This is a genomic window from Streptomyces sp. NPDC060064 (assembly GCF_042736455.1).
In the GTDB taxonomy this organism is placed as follows: Bacteria; Actinomycetota; Actinomycetes; order Streptomycetales; family Streptomycetaceae; genus Streptomyces.
Genome location: NZ_JBHWWF010000072.1, coordinates 1 through 18,124, shown reverse-complemented (window position 1 = coordinate 18,124; position 18,124 = coordinate 1). Strand labels below are relative to the sequence as shown.

At 68.9% G+C, this 18,124-nt stretch carries 15 protein-coding genes; 9 read left to right on the top strand and 6 right to left on the bottom strand.

The features are described from left to right. The first annotated feature begins 386 nt into the window (after positions 1–386). The 6 genes from ACFWDI_RS39665 to ACFWDI_RS39640 all read left to right on the top strand — a co-directional run bounded on the left by ACFWDI_RS39665 (position 387) and on the right by ACFWDI_RS39640 (position 7,264). The gene (locus tag ACFWDI_RS39665) at positions 387–1,151 is read left to right on the top strand and encodes an IclR family transcriptional regulator (protein WP_385311825.1); all 765 of its coding nucleotides are present in this window, start codon (positions 387–389) and stop codon (positions 1,149–1,151) included. A gap of 244 nt (positions 1,152–1,395) precedes the next feature. After that, positions 1,396–2,184, top strand: coding sequence for an MIP/aquaporin family protein (locus ACFWDI_RS39660; RefSeq protein ID WP_385311823.1), 789 nt, complete (start codon positions 1,396–1,398; stop codon positions 2,182–2,184). A 30-nt stretch (positions 2,185–2,214) separates the two neighbouring features. Continuing rightward, entirely contained in the window at positions 2,215–3,750 is a 1,536-nt protein-coding gene (gene glpK / locus ACFWDI_RS39655; protein WP_385311820.1) for a glycerol kinase GlpK, read from the top strand. Positions 3,751–3,756: 6 nt separating this feature from the next. Then, positions 3,757–5,367 carry a glycerol-3-phosphate dehydrogenase/oxidase gene (locus ACFWDI_RS39650; RefSeq protein WP_327322450.1) on the top strand — a complete coding sequence of 537 codons (1,611 nt, stop codon included), beginning with the start codon at positions 3,757–3,759 and terminating at the stop codon, positions 5,365–5,367. Positions 5,368–5,495: 128 nt separating this feature from the next. Next, on the top strand, positions 5,496–6,557 hold the full coding sequence (locus tag ACFWDI_RS39645) for an LLM class flavin-dependent oxidoreductase (RefSeq protein ID WP_385311816.1): 1,062 nt from the start codon (positions 5,496–5,498) through the stop codon (positions 6,555–6,557). Between the two features lie 35 nt (positions 6,558–6,592). Beyond that, a complete protein-coding gene (locus tag ACFWDI_RS39640) occupies positions 6,593–7,264 on the top strand; it encodes a FadR/GntR family transcriptional regulator (RefSeq protein WP_385311815.1) in 672 nt (223 codons plus the stop codon). Between the two features lie 95 nt (positions 7,265–7,359). Here ACFWDI_RS39640 and ACFWDI_RS39635 read toward each other — a convergent pair whose 3' ends face one another. From ACFWDI_RS39635 to ACFWDI_RS39615, 5 genes are read right to left on the bottom strand one after another with little or no spacing between them, the layout of a single operon-like run. Continuing rightward, a complete protein-coding gene (locus tag ACFWDI_RS39635; protein ID WP_385311813.1) occupies positions 7,360–8,388 on the bottom strand; it encodes an ABC transporter permease in 1,029 nt (342 codons plus the stop codon). Beyond that, the gene (locus tag ACFWDI_RS39630) at positions 8,385–9,896 is read right to left on the bottom strand and encodes a sugar ABC transporter ATP-binding protein (RefSeq protein WP_385311811.1); all 1,512 of its coding nucleotides are present in this window, start codon (positions 9,894–9,896) and stop codon (positions 8,385–8,387) included. The genes ACFWDI_RS39635 and ACFWDI_RS39630 overlap by 4 nt, the downstream gene beginning before the upstream one ends. Before the next feature lie 2 nt (positions 9,897–9,898). Further along, positions 9,899–10,936, bottom strand: a complete 1,038-nt coding sequence (locus tag ACFWDI_RS39625; protein WP_385311809.1) for a sugar ABC transporter substrate-binding protein — start codon at positions 10,934–10,936, stop codon at positions 9,899–9,901. 25 nt (positions 10,937–10,961) lie between these two features. Then, on the bottom strand, positions 10,962–11,747 hold the full coding sequence (locus ACFWDI_RS39620; protein ID WP_385311807.1) for an SDR family NAD(P)-dependent oxidoreductase: 786 nt from the start codon (positions 11,745–11,747) through the stop codon (positions 10,962–10,964). Then, positions 11,744–13,063: an enolase C-terminal domain-like protein gene (locus tag ACFWDI_RS39615; protein WP_385311805.1), complete on the bottom strand. Its 1,320-nt coding sequence runs from the start codon at positions 13,061–13,063 to the stop codon at positions 11,744–11,746. The genes ACFWDI_RS39620 and ACFWDI_RS39615 overlap by 4 nt, the downstream gene beginning before the upstream one ends. Before the next feature lie 262 nt (positions 13,064–13,325). Between ACFWDI_RS39615 and ACFWDI_RS39610 the strand changes: the two genes are divergently transcribed. Next, entirely contained in the window at positions 13,326–14,372 is a 1,047-nt protein-coding gene (locus ACFWDI_RS39610; protein WP_385311803.1) for a PAC2 family protein, read from the top strand. A 98-nt stretch (positions 14,373–14,470) separates the two neighbouring features. On the opposite strand, the gene ACFWDI_RS39605 is transcribed toward ACFWDI_RS39610, so the two are convergent. Further along, positions 14,471–15,439 carry a superoxide dismutase gene (locus ACFWDI_RS39605; protein WP_385311801.1) on the bottom strand — a complete coding sequence of 323 codons (969 nt, stop codon included), beginning with the start codon at positions 15,437–15,439 and terminating at the stop codon, positions 14,471–14,473. 305 nt (positions 15,440–15,744) lie between these two features. Between ACFWDI_RS39605 and ACFWDI_RS39600 the strand changes: the two genes are divergently transcribed. Together ACFWDI_RS39600 and ACFWDI_RS39595 are read left to right on the top strand one after the other, a co-directional pair. Then, positions 15,745–17,520 (top strand): S8 family peptidase, encoded by a 1,776-nt coding sequence (locus ACFWDI_RS39600; protein WP_385311798.1) that lies wholly within the window; start codon positions 15,745–15,747, stop codon positions 17,518–17,520. Positions 17,521–17,544: 24 nt separating this feature from the next. Next, positions 17,545–18,084, top strand: coding sequence for a hypothetical protein (locus ACFWDI_RS39595; RefSeq protein WP_385311796.1), 540 nt, complete (start codon positions 17,545–17,547; stop codon positions 18,082–18,084). The last annotated feature ends 40 nt before the right edge of the window (positions 18,085–18,124 follow it).

Genomic DNA, 18,124 nt, shown 5'->3' with positions numbered 1-18,124 from the left:
AGATTCTCGAAATCCTCCAGCGTCGGATCCTGCGCCTGCAACATCGTGCCCATCGCACCATCAGCCACCACCACACGCGTGGCAAGCGCCTCACGAAGGGCGTCGATTCGGGTCCGGCTGTCGGCGGAGGGGGTCGGCAACGAGGCCATGGATGTGCTCCCAGGGATGCGACGGCTGTCGGCTTTGCGTCTTCCGGTGGAAGGCGCACGGAGCCAGAGTAGCCGGGCGGACCGTTGTGGGCGCGGGCGTCCCACGGGGCGGACTCCTTCCTCTTCTCGGGCTCTGCGATGACTTTTGGTCGTTGAGTACTCCCTCTGCGGTGACCAAGGTCGACATCGAGCGATAGTGTTCGGCATTGTCGAACTGCAGTGGAGAAGGGCCGACCAATGGCGAAGAACATCCAGTCGCTCGAACGAGCGGCGGCGATGCTGCGACTGCTCGCCGGCGGAGAACGCCGACTGGGCTTGTCCGACATCGCCTCGTCGCTGGATCTGGCCAAGGGCACCGCCCACGGCATTCTGCGCACGCTCCAGGCCGAGGGCTTCGTCGAACAGGACCCGGCGTCCGGCCGTTACCAGCTGGGGGCGGAGCTCCTGCGGCTCGGCAACAGCTACCTGGACGTGCACGAGCTGCGCGCCCGCGCCCTGGTCTGGACGGACGACCTGGCGCGCTCCAGCGGTGAGAGCGTCCACCTCGGGGTGCTGCACCAGCACGGCGTTCTGATCATCCACCACGTCTTCCGGCCGGACGACAGCCGCCAGGTCCTGGAGGTGGGGGCCATGCAGCCGTTGCACTCCACCGCACTCGGGAAGGTGCTCTCGGCGTACGACCCGGTGGCGCACAGCGAGGCGATGGAGGTCGAACGCAAGGTCTTCACGCCGCGGACCGTCACGGGCCCGGACGACTTCGAGTCGGTGCTCGAGCATGCGCGGGCGCGCGGCTGGGCGGCCGACATGGAAGAGACCTGGGAGGGCGTCGCCTCGGTGGCCGCGCCCATCCACGACCGGCGCCGCATGCCGGTGGGCGCGGTGGCCATCACGGGCGCGGTCGAGCGCGTCTGCAACGCCGACGAGGTGCGGTCCGAGCTGGTCGCGGCGGTACGGGACTGTGCCCGCGCGGTCTCCAGGGATCTGGGCGCCCAGCGCTTCTGAGCGGCGTTTCAGCACGGTTTGGCTCTTCGTGGATAACGATCGAGTTTTCGGCCACGGAACCCTTGACGTCGTGTTAACACCAGGGCAAAACTGCCGTGCATCGGTCGGCATTGTCGAACACCTACCGGCAATACGCGCTAGGGTGTGACAACGCCAGGGCCGGCAAACGCCCTCACCTGAGGGCGCGGACCACCGGAGGGACCCGGGGTTCGCTTTCCCTGGACGAAGGACAAAGGAGTCGCGGGTGTCCAACTCCGACATCTTCATCGGCGAGATCATTGGTACCGCCGTACTCATCCTGCTCGGTGGTGGCGTGGTCGCCGCCGTCGTACTCAAGCGCTCGAAGGCGCAGAACGCCGGCTGGCTGGCGATCACCTTCGGGTGGGGATTCGCGGTCATGACCGCGGTCTACATGACGGGCACTCTTTCCGGCGCCCACCTCAACCCTGCGGTCACCGTCGGCATCGCGATCAAGGACGGGGACTGGAGCAATGTTCCGGTCTACCTCGCCGGACAGCTGCTCGGCGCCATGATCGGCGCCACTCTGGTCTGGATCGCGTACTACGGACAGTTCCAGGCCCACCTCACGGACCCGGAGATCATCTCCGCGGCGCCGCACGAGGAAGGCCTGGTCAGCGAGGAGGCCGCACCGAAGGCCGGACCGGTACTCGGCGTCTTCTCCACCGGCCCCGAGGTCCGGGTCGTGTGGCAGAACCTGGCCACCGAGATCATCGGCACCACGGTGCTCGTGCTTGCGGTCCTGACCCAGGGCCTCAACGACAGCGGCAAGGGTCTCGGCGTCATCGGCGCACTGATCACCGCGTTCGTCGTCGTCGGTATCGGCCTCTCGCTCGGCGGACCGACGGGCTACGCCATCAACCCGGCCCGCGACCTGGGCCCGCGCATAGTGCACGCGCTGCTGCCGCTGCCCAACAAGGGCGGCTCGGACTGGGGCTACGCATGGATCCCGGTTGTCGGCCCGCTCGTCGGCGGCGCCCTTGCAGCGGGTATCTACAACCTCGCGTTCGCCTAAGCCGACCCTCTGACCTCGCAGGAGCACTCCGTGACCGACACACACACCACCGGCCCGTTCATCGCGGCCATCGACCAGGGCACCACCTCCAGCCGCTGCATCGTCTTCGACACGGATGGCCGGATCGTCTCGGTCGACCAGAAGGAGCACGAGCAGATCTTCCCGAAGCCGGGCTGGGTGGAGCACAACGCCGCCGAGATCTGGACCAATGTCCAGGAGGTCGTCGACAGCGCGGTCGCGAAGGCGGGCATCACCGCCGCCGACGTCAAGGCCATCGGCATCACCAACCAGCGCGAGACCACCGTCCTCTGGGACAAGAACACCGGTGAGCCGGTGCACAACGCCCTGGTCTGGCAGGACACCCGTACCGACGCTCTCTGCAAGGAGCTCGGCCGCAACGTCGGGCAGGACCGCTTCCGCCGCGAGACGGGCCTGCCCCTGGCCTCGTACTTCGCCGGCCCGAAGATCCGCTGGCTGCTGGACAACGTCGAGGGCCTGCGCGAGCGCGCCGAGCGCGGCGAGATCCTCTTCGGCACCATGGACTCCTGGGTCATCTGGAACCTGACCGGCGGCGTCAACGGCGGCGTGCACGTCACCGACGTCACCAACGCCTCGCGCACCATGCTGATGAACCTGCACACCCTCGACTGGGACGAGAAGATCCTCCAGTCGATGGAGGTCCCGGCCGCGGTGCTGCCGGAGATCCGTTCCTCCGCCGAGGTGTACGGGACCGCCAAGAGCGGCGCCCTCGCCGGTGTGCCGGTCGCCTCTGCGCTCGGTGACCAGCAGGCGGCCCTGTTCGGCCAGACCTGTTTCGCCGAGGGCGAGGCCAAGTCGACGTACGGCACCGGCACCTTCATGCTGATGAACACCGGTCACGAGCCCGTCAACTCGTACAACGGCCTGCTGACGACCGTCGGCTACCGGATCGGCGAGCAGGCACCGGTGTACGCCCTCGAGGGTTCCATCGCCGTCACCGGTTCGCTGGTGCAGTGGATGCGCGACCAGATGGGCCTGATCAACTCCGCGGCCGAGATCGAGACGCTCGCCTCCTCCGTCGAGGACAACGGCGGCGCGTACTTCGTGCCGGCCTTCTCCGGCCTGTTCGCCCCGTACTGGCGTCCCGACGCCCGCGGTGTGATCGCCGGCCTGACCCGCTATGTCACCAAGGCCCACATCGCCCGCGCCGTTCTCGAGGCCACCGCCTGGCAGACCCGCGAGATCAGTGACGCCATGACCAAGGACTCCGGCGTCGAGCTGACCGCGCTCAAGGTCGACGGCGGCATGACCTCCAACAACCTGCTGATGCAGACCCTCTCGGACTTCCTGGACGCACCGGTGGTGCGCCCGATGGTCGCCGAGACGACCTGTCTCGGCGCTGCCTACGCCGCCGGTCTTGCCGTCGGCTACTGGCCGGACACCGACGCGCTGCGCGCCAACTGGCGCCGGGCCGCCGAGTGGACCCCCCACATGGATGCGGACCAACGGGACCGCGAGTACAAGAGCTGGCTCAAGGCCGTCGAGCGGACCATGGGCTGGCTCGAAGACGACGCTGACGAGGAGTAAATCAAGATGACCACCCTGCAGAGCGTCCCTGCCCTGGGGACGCACCCGGCCTCCGGCTCCCTTCCGAGCCGCGCCGAGACTCGGGAGCAGCTTTCCAAGGCGACGTACGACCTCCTGGTGATCGGCGGCGGCATCCTGGGCATCTCCACCGCCTGGCATGCGGCGCAGTCCGGGCTGCGGGTGGCTCTGGTGGACGCCGGCGACTTCGCCGGCGCCACCTCCTCCGCCTCCTCCAAGCTTCTCCACGGCGGTCTGCGCTATCTGCAGACCGGCGCGGTGAAGCTGGTCGCGGAGAACCACTTCGAGCGGCGCGCGGTCTCCCGTCAGGTGGCCCCGCACCTGGCCAACCCGCTCACCTTCTATCTGCCGGTCTACAAGGGCGGACCGCACGGCGCGGCGAAGCTCGGCGCGGGCGTCTTCGCCTACTCCGCGCTCTCGGCGTTCGGTGACGGCGTCGGCCATGTCATCAGCGCGAACAAGGCGCAGCGTGATGTTCCCGAGCTGCGCACGGAGGGCCTGAAGGCCGTTGCCGTGTACGGCGACGACCAGATGAACGACTCCCGGATGGCGCTGATGACGGTGCGTGCGGCCGTCGAGTCGGGCGCCACCGTTCTCAACCACGCCGAGGTCACCGGGCTGCGCTTCACCAAGGGCCGGGTCACGGGCGCGGAGCTCAAGGACCGTCTGGACGGTACCGAGTTCGGTGTCACGGCCCGTCTGGTGCTCAACGCCACCGGTCCGTGGGTCGACCACCTGCGCCGGATGGAGAACCCGGACGCGGCTCCGTCCATTCGTCTCTCCAAGGGCGCGCACCTGGTGCTCAAGCGGACCTCGCCGTGGAAGGCCGCGCTGGCGACCCCGATCGACAAGTACCGCATCACCTTCGCCCTCCCCTGGGAGGACATGCTGCTGCTCGGTACGACCGACGAGGTGTACGAGGGCGACCCGGCGGATGTCGCGGTCAACGAGAAGGACACCGCGCAGATCCTGGACGAGGCCGCGTTCTCCATCCGGGACCAGCAGCTGTCGCGCGATCTGATCACGTACTCTTTCGCGGGTCTGCGGGTGCTGCCGGGCGGTCCCGGCGACACCTCGAAGGCCAAGCGCGAGACGGTCGTCACCGAAGGCCGCGGCGGCATGCTGTCGGTGGCCGGCGGCAAGTGGACGACCTTCCGCCACATCGGCCGTACGGTGATGAACAAGCTGGCCGCCCTGCCCGGGCAGCCGCTGGCCGAGGACATGGAGCCGATCGCGCATCTGCCGAAGAAGCTCCCGCTGCCCGGGATAGCCAACCCGAACGCGGTCGCCCACCGGCTGCTCGTCGACGGCGGCACGCCGGGCCCGCGGATGGCGGCCGACACGGCCCGTCACCTCGCCACTCACTACGGTTCGCTGTCCTTCGACATCGCACGCCTGGCCAACGAGAACCCGGCGCTCGCCGAGCGCATCCACCCGGACGCGCCGGAGATCTGGGCGCAGGTCGTGTACGCGCGTGACCACGAGTGGGCCGAGACGGCGGACGATGTGCTGCGTCGTCGTACGACGCTGACGATCCGCGGTCTGGCGACGGACGAGATCCGCGGCAAGGTCGACAAGCTGCTGATCGACAAGGCGTAACAGCACGGCACTTGTATGGCATGGGTAAGGGGCGGCCTCCCTGGAGGCCGCCCCTTACCCATGCCATACGGCCACCCATGCCATACGGCCGCCACCATGCCGCAACATCCCCCAGGGACAGTTGAAGCATGAAGTTTCAAGTGCTCTCTCTCATCAATCACGCTCCGCATCCGCTGACCCATGAGCAGCTCTCCCCCGCGGACCGGTTCGAGGAGGTACTCGCGGTCGGCGAGGCGGCCGAGCGGCTCGGCTTCGACGCGTACGCGATCGGTGAGCGTCACGCGGGCGCGTTCCTCTCGTCGAGTCCCACGGCGGTGCTGGGCGCGCTGGCCGCCCGGACCAGCAGGATCAAGCTGCTGACGGGCGTCACCGTGGTCGCGATCCTCGATCCTGTGCGGGTCGCCGAGGACTTCGCGACCCTCGACCAGATCTCACGCGGCCGGATCGAACTGGTCGTCGGCAAGGGCGCGGAGGCCGGGCACTTCGATCTCTTCGGTCTCGACGAGGCGCGCCAGTGGGACCTCCAGAAGGAGAGGTACGAGCTGCTGCGCAGACTCTGGACCGAGGAAGGCGTGGACTGGGAGGGCGAGTTCCGGCCGCCTCTGCATCAGGTGACCACGGTGCCGCGTCCGTACGCCGGGCCGCCGCGCATCTGGCACGGCTCCGCCACCAGCCTCAACTCCCCCGAGCTGGCCGCCAAGCACGGCGATCCGCTCTTCACCGCCAACGCCGTTCAGCCGCGTGAGGCGTACGCGAAGCTGATCGACCACTACCGCGAGCGCTTCGTCGCGTACGGCCATGACCCGGCCCGTGCCCATGTGGCGGCCGGCTCGGGCGGTCTGCTCATCGCGGACACGGCCGAGCAGGCGGTGACGCGCTACAAGGAGGTGTACGAGGCGCGGGTGCGGCAGAACTTCAAGTCGCATCTGGAGGGCAGAGCGGGCTACAACACTCCGTTCCGCACCATCGAGGACGCGATCGCGGACGGGCCGCAGCTGATCGGCAGCCCGCAGCAGATCATCGACAAGATCCTCGGCTGTCACCAGGTGTACCGGCACGATCTGCAGTCGATCACGGTGGACGGTTTCGGGCTCGATCGGGCGGAACAGATGGAAACCCTGCATCGATTTTCCGAGGAGATCGCCCCGATCGTGCGGAAGGAGGCTCCGACCACCCTCTGGGACGCATAATGGGTGCCGATACATCGGATGTCTGGAGGTCGCCCATGGCTGTCACCGACGAGGCCATCGAGAAGATCAAGGGAATGATCGTCTCGGGCGCGCTGCGCCCCGGCGACCGCCTCCCCAAGGAGAGCGAACTCGCCGCCGAGCTGGGGCTGTCCCGCAACTCACTGCGGGAGGCGGTACGCGCGCTGTCGCTGATCCGCATCCTGGATGTACGGCAGGGTGACGGGACCTATGTGACCAGCCTGGACCCGCAGTTGCTGCTGGAGGCGCTGAGCTTCGTCGTGGACTTCCACCGGGACGACACGGTGCTGGAGTTCCTGGCCGTACGCCGCATCCTGGAACCGGCCGCCACGGCGATGGCCGCCACCCGGATCAGCGAGAGCGAACTGGACGTACTGAGCGCCCAGCTGGACGCGCTCGGCCCGCAGCCCTCGGTGGAGGAACTGGTCGCCGCCGACCTGGAATTCCACCGCGGCATCGTCCAGACCTCGGGCAATTCGGTGCTCTGCTCACTGCTGGACGGGCTCTCCGGACCGACCACCCGGGCGAGGGTCTGGCGCGGGCTGACGCAGGAGGACGCGGTCAGCCGTACGCTCCACGAGCACCGGGCGATCCTGTCGGCGCTCCGCGACCGCGACGCGGAGGCGGCGAAGTCGTGGGCGACGGTGCATATCGCGAGCGTGGAGCAGTGGCTGAGGTCAACTCTGTAGCGGGGGGTCCGCCCCGAACCCCCACGCCTCAATCGCCGGCGGGGCTTGATCTGCCCGGGGACAAGCCCCGCGCAGCGGCCCCGCCCCCCGCCGCGTCAGTCCTGCTTCTCCCCGCTCGCGAAGCGGGAGATCACCAGCGCGACAATGATGATCGCTCCGTTCAGGAACTGGTTCCACAACGCCGGCACTCCGCCCAGCGTCATCACATTGACGACCAGCTGGAGGGTCAGCACACCGGTCAGCGCGCCGAAGAGCGTGCCGCGGCCGCCCTTGAGGCTGATCCCGCCGATCACGGCCGCGGCGAACACCTGGAAGATCCAGCCGTTGCCCTGGGTGGCCGCGACCGAGCCGTAGTGGCCGGTGTAGAGGATGCCGGCGAAGGCGGCGAGCAGGCCGCCGACGGCCAGCACGATCCAGGTGATCCGGTCGACGCGGATACCGGCCGCCCGGGCCGCCTCCGGGTTGCCGCCGATCGCGTACAGCGCGCGCCCGTGGCGCAGATACGCCAGTCCCGCGCCGCCGATGGCGAAGAGTGCCAGACAGATCCACACGGCGGCCGGCGCGCCGAGCCAGTCGGTCTTGCCCAAGTACCTGAAGGACTCCGGGACATCGGTGATCGACTTGCCCTCGGTGATGCCGATGTGAAGGCCACGCAGCATGGTGAGCATGCCGAGCGTGGCGATGAAGCCGTTGACACGCAGCTTCAGCATCAGAAAGCCGTTGATCGCGCCGATCGCCGTACCGACCAGCAGACAGAGCGGGATCGCCGTCCAGACCGGCAACAGCTCCAGGCCCGCGAAGCGCCCGCCCTCCGTCGGCAGGACCAGCCACATGGCGATGACCGGCGCGATGCCGATCGTCGACTCCAGCGACAGATCCATCCGGCCGCAGATCAGGATCAGCGCCTGGCCGAGGACCAGCAGGCTGAGCTCGGAAGACTGCTGGACCACGCTGATCAGGTTGTTCGAGGTGAGGAAGACCGGCGAGACGATGAAACCGATCACCATCAGCACCAGAATCACCGGCACCAGCGAGAAGTCGCTCCATCGGATCAGCCGCAGCCGGCTGCGCGGGCTCGCGGTCTTGAGCTCGTCGGCCGTGAGCGGCCGTATCGTCCCGGTCATTCCTGCTCCCCCACACCTTCCATGGCGGCGACCAGTTCGCGGTCGGTCCACCCACTGCCGAACGTCGCGACCACCCGCCCGTGGAAGAGGGCGAGCACCCGGTCACACACCCGCAGATCGTCCAGCTCGTCCGAGATGATCACGGCCGCGCTGCCCTCGTCCGCCACCCGTCGTACGACTGAGAGCAGCGAGTCCTTGGACTTCACATCGACGCCCGCGGTGGGCCGGACCGCCACCAGCGCGCTGGGTCTACGGGCCAGGGCGCGGGCGACCACGACTTTCTGCTGGTTGCCGCCCGAGAGGCCGGAGACGGGCTGCTCCGGTCCCTGCGTCTTGATGTCGAGCGAAGAGATCATGGACTGGGCGAATTCCCTTGTACGAGACGGCAGTACGGTCCCCCAGGGGCCGAGCTGGTCGGTGACGGTGAGCGTGGCGTTCTCGGCGACGCTGCGGCCGATGACCAGCCCTTGAAGGTGGCGGTCCTCGGGGATGTAACCGATACCGGCGTCGAGCGCGTGCGGGACGCTGCCCGGCTTCACAGCCCGGCCGCGTACGGTGATCCGTCCCGCGCTCGCCCTGCGCATACCGACCAGGGTTTCGCCGAGGGCGGTGTTGCCGCTGGCCGCGGCCCCGGCAAGACCCAGCACCTCGCCGGGCCGCACCTCCAGGTCGAGCGGCTCGAACTCGCCCTCCAGGGTGAGGCCTTCGGTACGCAGTACCGGCTCCTCGTCCCGGACCGCGCCGACGGGCGCGTGCCACGTCGACGGGCCGCCGGTGGACTCCCCCGTCATGGCCGTGACCAGGTCGTCCTTGGAGAGTTCCGCGACCGGGGCGGTGATGACATGGCGGGCGTCGCGGTAGACGGTGACGGCGGTGCACAGTTCGTACACCTCCTGCAGATGGTGGGAGATGAAGAGGAACGCCACTCCCCGGCGCTGCAGTTCGCGCAGTTTGGTGAAGAGCCGCTGGATTCCGCGGGCGTCGAGCTGCGCGGTCGGTTCGTCGAGGACGATCAGCCGCGCACCGAAGGACAGGGCGCGGGCGATTTCCACGAACTGGCGCTGCTCGACGGCGAGATCCTTCGCCCTGGTCCTGGGGTCGACGCTCACTCCGTATCCGGCGAGGAGCTCCTCGGCGCGCCGCCGCAGCTGCCGCCAGCTGATGAAGCGGCTACCGGCGTCGAAGCGATTCAGGAAGAGGTTCTCGGCGACGGTCAGATCAGGGACGACCATCGACTTCTGGTAGACGCAGGCGACCTTGGACTGCCAGGCCGCCATGTCCCCGAAGGGCGGCGCCGGCTCGCCGTTGAAGCTCACCTCGCCCGCGTCCGGCCGGTGCAACCCGGTGAGGACGCTGACCAGCGTGGACTTGCCCGCGCCGTTGCGCCCGACCAACGCGTGCGACTCGCCGGGCGCGACGGTGAGGCGTACACCGTCGAGCGCCACGGTCGGACCGAAGCGCTTGACGATGCCTGCCGCGTGTACGGCGGCCGGTGCCTGGTGCTCCATGGCTAGCTCTTCTTCTCCAGCTGGTTGGCCCACAGCTTCGGGTCGTCGACGTTCTCCTTGGTCACCAGTGGCGCGGGCAGCTGGTCCTCGAACCCGTTCGGGATCTTGATGATCGTGGACTCATGGTCGGTCGGCCCCTCCTTGGGGGTCTTTCCGTCCAGCGCCTGCTTGGCCCAGTACAGCGCGTACTTGGCGTACAGATCGGCGGGCTGGGAGACCGTGGCGTCGATCTTCCCGGCCTTGATGGCGTCGAGCTCCTCCGGGATGCCGTCGTTGGAGATGATCGTGATGTGGCCCGGGGTGCCGGGGGCCTTCAGCAGCTTCTTCTGCTCGAGCAGCGCGAGTGTGGGCTGCAGGAACACACCGCCGGCCTGCATATAGATGCCGTTGATGTCGGGGTGCGCGGCGAGTGTGGACTGGAGCTTGGCGGACGCGACATCGCCCTTCCAGTCGGTGGCGAGCTCGAAGACCTTGATGCCGGGGAAGTCCTTGGCCATACAGGACTTGAAGGCCTCGGAGCGGTCCCGGCCGTTGATGGAGGACAGGTCGCCCTGGAACTCCACGACCTTGCCCTTGCCCTTCAGCTGCTCGCCGAGGTACTTGCAGGCCTTCTCGCCGTACGCGCGGTTGTCGGCCCGGACCACCATGTAGACCTTGCCCTTGTCGGGCCGGGTGTCGACGCTGACGACCGGGATCTTCTTCTCCTGAAGGCTCTGCAGCGACTCGGCTATCGCGCCGGTGTCCTGCGGGGCCATGACGACGGCCTTGGCGCCCTGGTCGGTGAAGGTCTGGACGTTGGCGACCAGCTTTCCGATGTCGTTCTGGGAGTTGGTCAGGGACAGCGCGTCGACCTCGCCGTCCTTGACGCCGTTCTCCATGTACTGCTGGTAGGAGTTCCAGAAGTCGCTGTCGCTGCGCGGCAGATCGATGCCCACCTTGCCCCCGGCGGACCCGCTGCCCGAGTCACGGTTGCAGCCCGCGAGGGCCGTCACGGCCAGAAGTACTGCGCAGGCCGCGGCACTTGTCGTACGCACTCTCATTGTCCCGTCCTTCGGTGGTGTCGGCTCAGGGCGCTTGGTTCGGGGGACGCAGGCGCAGGCCCTGCATTCCGCCGTCGACGGCGAGTGCCGTGCCGGTGACGGCGGCCGCGGCGGGGCCGGCGAGATAAACGATGGCGGCGGCGACCTCGTCCGCCGCGACCAGCCGTCCGGTGGGCTGGCGGGCCTCGAGGGCGGCACGTTCGGCCGCGGGGTCGGCGGCCCGGTCGAGCAGGCCGCCGATCCACGGGGTGTCGGCGGTGCCGGGGTTGACGCAGTTGACGCGGATGCCTTCGCGGACATGGTCGGCGGCCATGGCGAGGGTGAGTGAGAGGACCGCGCCCTTGCTGGCGCTGTACAGGGCGCGCTGGGGCAGTCCTGCCGTGGCTGCGACGGAGCATGTCTGGGTGATGGAGACATGGCCGGGGCGGTTCGCGGCGGCGCGGCGCAGATGCGGCAGGGCGTGGCGGGCCACCCGCACCATGCCGAGCACATTGATGTCGAGGACGCGCCGCCATTCCTCGTCGGCGTTGTCGGCGACGGTGCCGATGGCGCCGATACCGGCGTTGGAGACGACGGTGTGCAGGGCGCCGAACTCCGCCGCGGCCCTGTCGACGGCCGTGCGGACCGCGGCGTCGTCGGTGACATCGGCCTTGAGGGCGAGGACGCCGTCCGGCGCTCCCGCCGTCTCGCGGTCGAGTACGGCGACCTGGGCGCCGCGGCTGAGCAGCAGTGTCGCGACGGCGGCGCCGATGCCCGAGGCGCCGCCGGTCACCAGCGCGGACAGTCCCTCGAAGTCCCTTGCTCCGCTCATGAGTTGACCTCCTCGATGGTGCGGCGGGCCTGCCAGACGGGCCCCTCGGGATAGCGGTGGGCGGCGATCGACTCGGGGAGCATGCGGGCGGAGAAGCCCGGTGCGCGCGGTGCGACATAGCGTCCGGAGGCGATCACGGCGGGGTCGGTGAAGTGCTCGTGGAGGTGGTCGACGTACTCGATGACCCGGTCCTCCCAGCTGCCGGAGACGGCGACGTAGTCGAACATGGCCAGATGCTGGACGAGCTCGCACAGTCCTACCCCGCCGGCGTGCGGGCAGACGGGGACGCCGTATTTGGCCGCGAGCAGCAGGATCGCGATGTTCTCGTTGACACCGGCGACACGCGCGGCGTCGATCTGGACGAAGTCGACGGCCCCGGCCTGGAGCAGCTGTTTGAAGACGACGCGGTTGGCGGCATGCTCGCCGGTGGCGACCTTGACCGGCTGGCCGGCGCGGACGGCGGCGTGGCCGAGGATGTCGTCGGGGCTGGTCGGCTCCTCGATCCAGTGCGGTTCGTACGGGGCGAGTGCCGTCATCCAGCGCAGGGCATCGGCAACGTCCCAGCGCTGGTTGGCATCCACGGCGATGCGTACGGACGGGCCGACAGCGGCGCGGGCCAGCTTCATCCGCCGTATGTCGTCGCCGAGGTCCGCGCCGACCTTCAGCTTGATCTGGCCGAAGCCGTCGGCGACCGCTTCCTTGGCCAGCGCCACCAGCTTCTCGTCCGAGTAGCCCAGCCAGCCGGGCGAGGTGGTGTACGCGGGATAGCCCCTCTCCCGCAGGTTCGCGGCCCGCTCGGCCCGGCCGGGTTCCGCGGCCCGCAGGATGGCCAGCGCCTCGTCCCGGGTCAGGACGTCGGTCAGATAGCGGAAGTCGACGAGTGAGACCAGCTCCTCGGACGACATCGCGGCAAGGAACTCCCACACCGGCCGGCCTGCGCGCTTCGCCGCCAGGTCCCAGGCCGCGTTGACGACCGCGCCGGCGGCCATGTGCATCACGCCCTTCTCCGGGCCGAGCCAGCGCAGCTGTGAGTCATGGGTCAGGTCGTGGTGGAGCGCGGCCAGGTCGGCTGCGGTACGGGGCGCCGGGCGCCCGACCACATAGGGACGCAGCGCTTCGATGGCCGCGGCGGTGACATCGTTGCCGCGCCCGATGGTGAAGCAGAAGCCGTGTCCCTCGGCCCCGTCGGTCGCGCGCATCACCACATAGGCGGCGGAGTAGTCGGGATCCGGGTTCATGGCGTCCGAGCCGTCGAGCTGTTCCGAGGTGGGAAAGCGGATGTCGTGGACCTCGAACTCCGTGACGGTCTGACTCATGCACGCACCCCCGCGAGACGAACATCGGAGAACATCGGACCTCTTGGTCATCCGATGTATAGCGCCGTCCACGCGGCAACGTCCAGGGCAGGGACGAAATTTCTCGGACACAGCTCGGATGAATCGACTGCCGGACGTCTGACTCTCCGACGTATGCCCTATCGAGCGGAAGTTCACCCGGCCGTGCAAGGGGGCTGCGGCGAGGTGCCCCGTAAGCCGTAAGGTTGGGGCGTAGACAAGGAACTTCGGAAGGAGGCACTGGGTGATCGAGCTCGAGGGGGTACCCGAGCTGATCGACCCGGTCATGGTGGCCGCGTTCGAGGGCTGGAACGACGCCGGCGACGCCGCCTCCACCGCGGTCGCACACCTGGACCGGGAATGGAAGGGCGAGGTCTTCGCGGCGCTCGACGCCGAGGACTACTACGACTTCCAGGTCAACCGGCCCACGGTGTGGCTGGACGGCGGGGTACGGAAGATCACCTGGCCCACAACCCGGCTCTCCGTGGTCCGCATCGGCGGCGAGAAACCGCGCGACCTGGTGCTGGTCCGCGGCATCGAGCCATCCATGCGCTGGCGCTCGTTCTGCAACGAGATCCTGGGCTTCGCCCATGAGCTGGGCGTCGAGATGGTGGTGATTCTGGGCGCGCTGCTCGGCGACACCCCGCACACCCGGCCGGTGCCGGTCAGCGGGATCACCTCTGACCCGGATCTGGCCAGAACCATGGATCTGGAAGAGACCAGGTACGAGGGGCCGACCGGCATCGTCGGCATTCTCCAGGAGGCGTGCACGCATGCGGGGGTGCCGGCGGTGAGTCTGTGGGCCGCGGTGCCGCACTATGTGTCGCAGCCGCCCAACCCCAAGGCGACGCTGGCGCTGCTGAACCGTCTTGAGGACCTCATCGGCCTCCGTATCCCGCTCGGCGAACTGCCCGAGGACGCACGGGCCTGGCAGCTGGGCGTGGATCAACTGGCCGCCGAGGACAGCGAAGTGGCGGAGTACGTCCAGACGCTGGAGGAGGCACGGGACACCGCGGAGCTTCCCGAGGCTACGGGCGAGGCCATCGCCCGCGAGTTCGAGCGGTATCTGCGGCGACGCGACGGGGGTCCCGGGCATGCGACCGACGGGGGCGAGGCCAGTTCGTATCTGCGCGACACCTCCAGCGGGCGCACCCGGCCGCCGATGCCACCGCGTGCGGAGGCGGAGACCGAAGCCGGGACCGGGACCGAACCTGGAACCGGATCGGGCACCGAAGCCGAAGCGGAAACCGAGTCGGAATCCGGTGGCGAGGAAGATTCCTCGGAGGACTGAGACATCTGACTGAAGTGCGGGGCGGCGCCGGTGGGCGGCGCCCCGCACCTTACGTTCACATCGTGTTCTTTACGTCGTGCTCATAGGACTTGAGGTACTCAGACCTGGTCCACCGCAACCGCGTCGTACGTCGTGTCGGGTGTCGGCTCCACATCGAAGCGGGCGTTGGGCAGATAGATCCGCTCGCCCCAGGCCGCCGCCGTCGTGGGAATTCTGAAGCGCTCCGGATCGGTGATGCGCGCGACAGCCGTGCCGCGGGTGCCCGAGTCATTGAGTCGCAGCACATCGATGGCGTTCTGCGCCTGCTGTACGACATAGAGGGTGCGGCCGAGCAGCAACAGGCCGTCGCCGTTGGGGAGTCGGGTGTCTCCGATGTCGACTCGCCGCGCGATGCCGGTACGCGGATCGACCCGCATCAGACCGCCGCCGCCGACCACGGTGTTGACCAACAGCAGGGCGCGCCCGTCCGGTGTGCGCTCGATGCCATTGGCCGTGAAAGAGGGCCCCTGCTCCCAGTCGCCGCCCAGCGGGACGGTCGCCACCCTGTCGCCCGGCTCGTCGTGCCGGCCGAGCGGGAGGCGATAGATCTGCGGTTTGAACGAGTCCGTGAACCAGGCGGTGCCCGGCGTGAGGATCACATCGTTGACCATGGTGCCGTCGGAGCCGACGGTGAAGGTCTTCAGCAGCTTCCCCGAGCGGACCTCGATGACCCGGATCTCCCGGCTCACACCGCCGCAGACGAACAGCAGCCGCTCGCTCCGGTCAATTTTGAGTCCGACCGAGGGGTGGTCCACTCCGAGACCGTGGCTGATGACGCTTCCCCGGCCGGTGGCCAGGCTCGCTCGGTAGATATCGCCGGTGGCTATCGACCCGAAGTAGGCATAAGGACTCTGTCCGATGGCGATCCCTTCGGGCTGGAAGCCGTTCGGCAACGGGAAACGGGTGGGCAGACGCGTACCGGTTAATTCGGCCGCCCGGGCCACGCCTTCCCCTGGGGCAAGGAGTGCCGCGCCGGCCATGGCCGCGGCTGCTCCGAGCACTCCTCGACGTGCGAAGGAACGGTGCATGGAGTCGTCCTTCCGACAAGTGTTCTACAGACCCATTCACCTCAGCACACGGCCGGCTTCTCCGCAGTGTTTGGCCGAATTGTGGCGTGACATCTTCTTCCAGCCGAATTGCACGGGGTTCCCATTCAGCTTGATTTAAAACGTATTTCGCGTAAGCAGGGTGGACGGGCTGCGGCGGAGGGAGCAGGGTGGCCACCACGCAGACCGAGCACAGAGCAAGCAGAGACCGAGCACAGACCGAGCACGGACAACGCACAGTCCACGAACGACAAGGAGCACGGCACCCGAAGGGAGCGGTCATAGCGATGACCGATCAGGCACTCCCAGGTCAGGAACCCGGAACTGCGGGCCCTGGACCCGACGGAGCTGGATTCACCTATCAAGGAGCCGAGCCGGAGCTGATCGTCGTCGCACGGGCCGAGGCCCGGCTGCGCGCCGACACCCAAGGCGTACGGTCGGCCTCCGGGGCGGACATCTCCGCACTGAACATGTTCCTGAGCGACGAACAGCTCGCGCTGGAACCGGTGTTCGGCAGTGAGGAGCGGACCCGGTCCGCTCTGCCTCCGCAGCCGGAGGGACCGGCCGACGGCGGCCGGGGCACGCTGCCGGACCTCTCGCTCTTCTACCGGGTACGGGGCGGCGGGGACCGGACCGAGGAGCTCACCGCCCGGCTGGCCGCCCTCCCCGAGATCGAGACGGCGTACCTCAAGCCCGGCGCCGTACCCGCTCGGACGGCACCCCACGGCGCCACGGCGAAAGCCCGGCCCGAAGAGGCCAAGCGGCTCAAGGAAGGCGCACCCGCGACACCGGACTTCACCGGCCGCCAGGGCTACTTGGCGCCCGCGCCCGAGGGCGTGGACGCGTACTGGGCCTGGCAGCGGCCGGGCGGCTCCGGACAGAACGTCACCGTCGTCGATGTCGAAGGAGCCTGGCAGCTGGGCCATGAGGACCTGGCGGAGAAGCTCGCCGGCATCGTCGTCGGCAATCCGGTCCAGGACATCGCATGGCGCAACCACGGCACGGCGGTCCTCGGCATCATCGGCGGGGACCGCGACGAGAAGGGGATCACCGGTATCGCTCCCGAGGCGCTGACCGCGGCGGCGTCGTTCCAGGGCATCGGCTCCGCCGCGGCCATCCATGCCGCGGCCGAGCGCCTCACCCACGGCGACCTCCTCCTGATCGAACTCCACCGGCCGGGACCGCGGTTCGACCACGAGGAACGCGACGACCAGCGCGGCTACATCGCGCTGGAGTGGTGGCCGGACGACTTCGCCGCGATCCGCTGGGCGACATCGAAGGGCGTCCTGGTCGTGGAGGCGGCCGGCAACGGCGGCGAGAGCCTGGACGACGCGGTGTACGAGCGCAGGCCGGACGCGTTCCCCGAGTGGTGGCGCAACCCCTTCAACCCGTCGAACCAGCCCTCCGGTGCGGTCCTCGTCGGCGCGGGCGCTCCCCCGCCCGGGACGCACGGCCGCGACCACGGTCCCGACCGCTCGCGGCTGGCGTTCTCCAACTACGGCGCGCGGCTGGACGCCCAGGGCTGGGGCCGCGAGGTCACCACGACCGGCGGCTTCTGGGACCGGGCGGGTGACCTGCAGGGCGGCGCGGAGGAGATCGCCTGGTACACGGACACCTTCTCCGGCACCTCCTCGGCCTCGCCGGTGGTGGTCGGCGCCCTGGCGGCCCTGCAGGGCATCCTCAAGGCCGCGCACCTCGCACCGATGGGCCCCGAGCAGGCCCGCGAGGTGCTGCGCAGGACCGGTTCGCCGCAGCAGGACGCTCCGGGGCGCCCGGCCTCGCAGCGGATCGGCAACCGCCCCGACATCAAGGCGGCGGTCACCGAGCTGGTGCCGTCGTCGGTCGGCTCGGGACAGGCGGAGCGGTACTGGGACGAACTGATGCCGTACCCGCGTGAACTTCCGCCGCGCCTGAGGCTGTTCGTGGCCGGCGCGTGGCGCAACCTCAACCACCCCGCCCCTGAAGTCCGCCAGGCGGTACATGCCGCCTTCGCGGGGGGCCGGCCGGACGTACGCGTCTGGTACTCGGACGACGAGGTCGTGGGCCTGGTCGTCGCCGGATGAATCGAAAGGGAAGGTGAACATCGCATGAGCACCACCCCGCAGATGAACCCCAGCTCCATGAGTCAGCAGTACGGCCAGCAGCAGCACGGGCAGCAGCACGGACAGCAGCAGTACGGTCAGCAGCAACCGTTCGGCCGGCTGCAGGGCGCAAGCACCTCTCCGCCCCCGCAGGGTCAGCAGATGAGCCAGCAGCCGCTCCAGCAGCTGCAGCAGCTCGGCCAGCAGCAGCCCTACCAGCAGCTGCTCCAGCAGCTCGGCCAGCAGAGCCAGCAGCAGGGCCAGCAACAGCAGGGCCAGGGCCAGCCGCTGATCCTGCCGAGCGCGATCGACAGCCAGGCCATCACCAGTGGTGTGGCCGAGCACTTCTGGGACGTCGTGACGCCCCTGCCCGGCCAGCCGGTCATCCTCTACCTGTTCATCCAGGGCGCCTGGCGTCAGCTGGTGAACCCGAACCAGATCACGCATGACGAGGTCCAGGAGGCCTTCGCCTTCGGGCAGCAGGTCATCGGGTTCTGGGACACCAACAACGCCGGTGTGCTCGCGGCGATCGTGGTGAACAAGTAGCACGTCGGCTCAGAGGGCGCCGGGCGGGCAGCGGCCCCTG

Excerpts from the sequence above, each read along its gene's own strand:
- ACFWDI_RS39665 (WP_385311825.1), top strand. The coding sequence starts at position 387 with ATGGCGAAGAACATCCAGTCGCTCGAACGAGCGGCGGCGATGCTGCGA.
- ACFWDI_RS39650 (WP_327322450.1), top strand. The coding sequence starts at position 3,757 with ATGACCACCCTGCAGAGCGTCCCTGCCCTGGGGACGCACCCGGCCTCC.
- ACFWDI_RS39645 (WP_385311816.1), top strand. The coding sequence starts at position 5,496 with ATGAAGTTTCAAGTGCTCTCTCTCATCAATCACGCTCCGCATCCGCTG.
- ACFWDI_RS39640 (WP_385311815.1), top strand. The coding sequence starts at position 6,593 with ATGGCTGTCACCGACGAGGCCATCGAGAAGATCAAGGGAATGATCGTC.
- ACFWDI_RS39635 (WP_385311813.1), bottom strand. The coding sequence starts at position 8,388 with ATGACCGGGACGATACGGCCGCTCACGGCCGACGAGCTCAAGACCGCG.
- ACFWDI_RS39630 (WP_385311811.1), bottom strand. The coding sequence starts at position 9,896 with ATGGAGCACCAGGCACCGGCCGCCGTACACGCGGCAGGCATCGTCAAG.
- ACFWDI_RS39625 (WP_385311809.1), bottom strand. The coding sequence starts at position 10,936 with ATGAGAGTGCGTACGACAAGTGCCGCGGCCTGCGCAGTACTTCTGGCC.
- ACFWDI_RS39620 (WP_385311807.1), bottom strand. The coding sequence starts at position 11,747 with ATGAGCGGAGCAAGGGACTTCGAGGGACTGTCCGCGCTGGTGACCGGC.
- ACFWDI_RS39615 (WP_385311805.1), bottom strand. The coding sequence starts at position 13,063 with ATGAGTCAGACCGTCACGGAGTTCGAGGTCCACGACATCCGCTTTCCC.
- ACFWDI_RS39605 (WP_385311801.1), bottom strand. The coding sequence starts at position 15,439 with ATGCACCGTTCCTTCGCACGTCGAGGAGTGCTCGGAGCAGCCGCGGCC.
- ACFWDI_RS39600 (WP_385311798.1), top strand. The coding sequence starts at position 15,745 with ATGACCGATCAGGCACTCCCAGGTCAGGAACCCGGAACTGCGGGCCCT.
- ACFWDI_RS39595 (WP_385311796.1), top strand. The coding sequence starts at position 17,545 with ATGAGCACCACCCCGCAGATGAACCCCAGCTCCATGAGTCAGCAGTAC.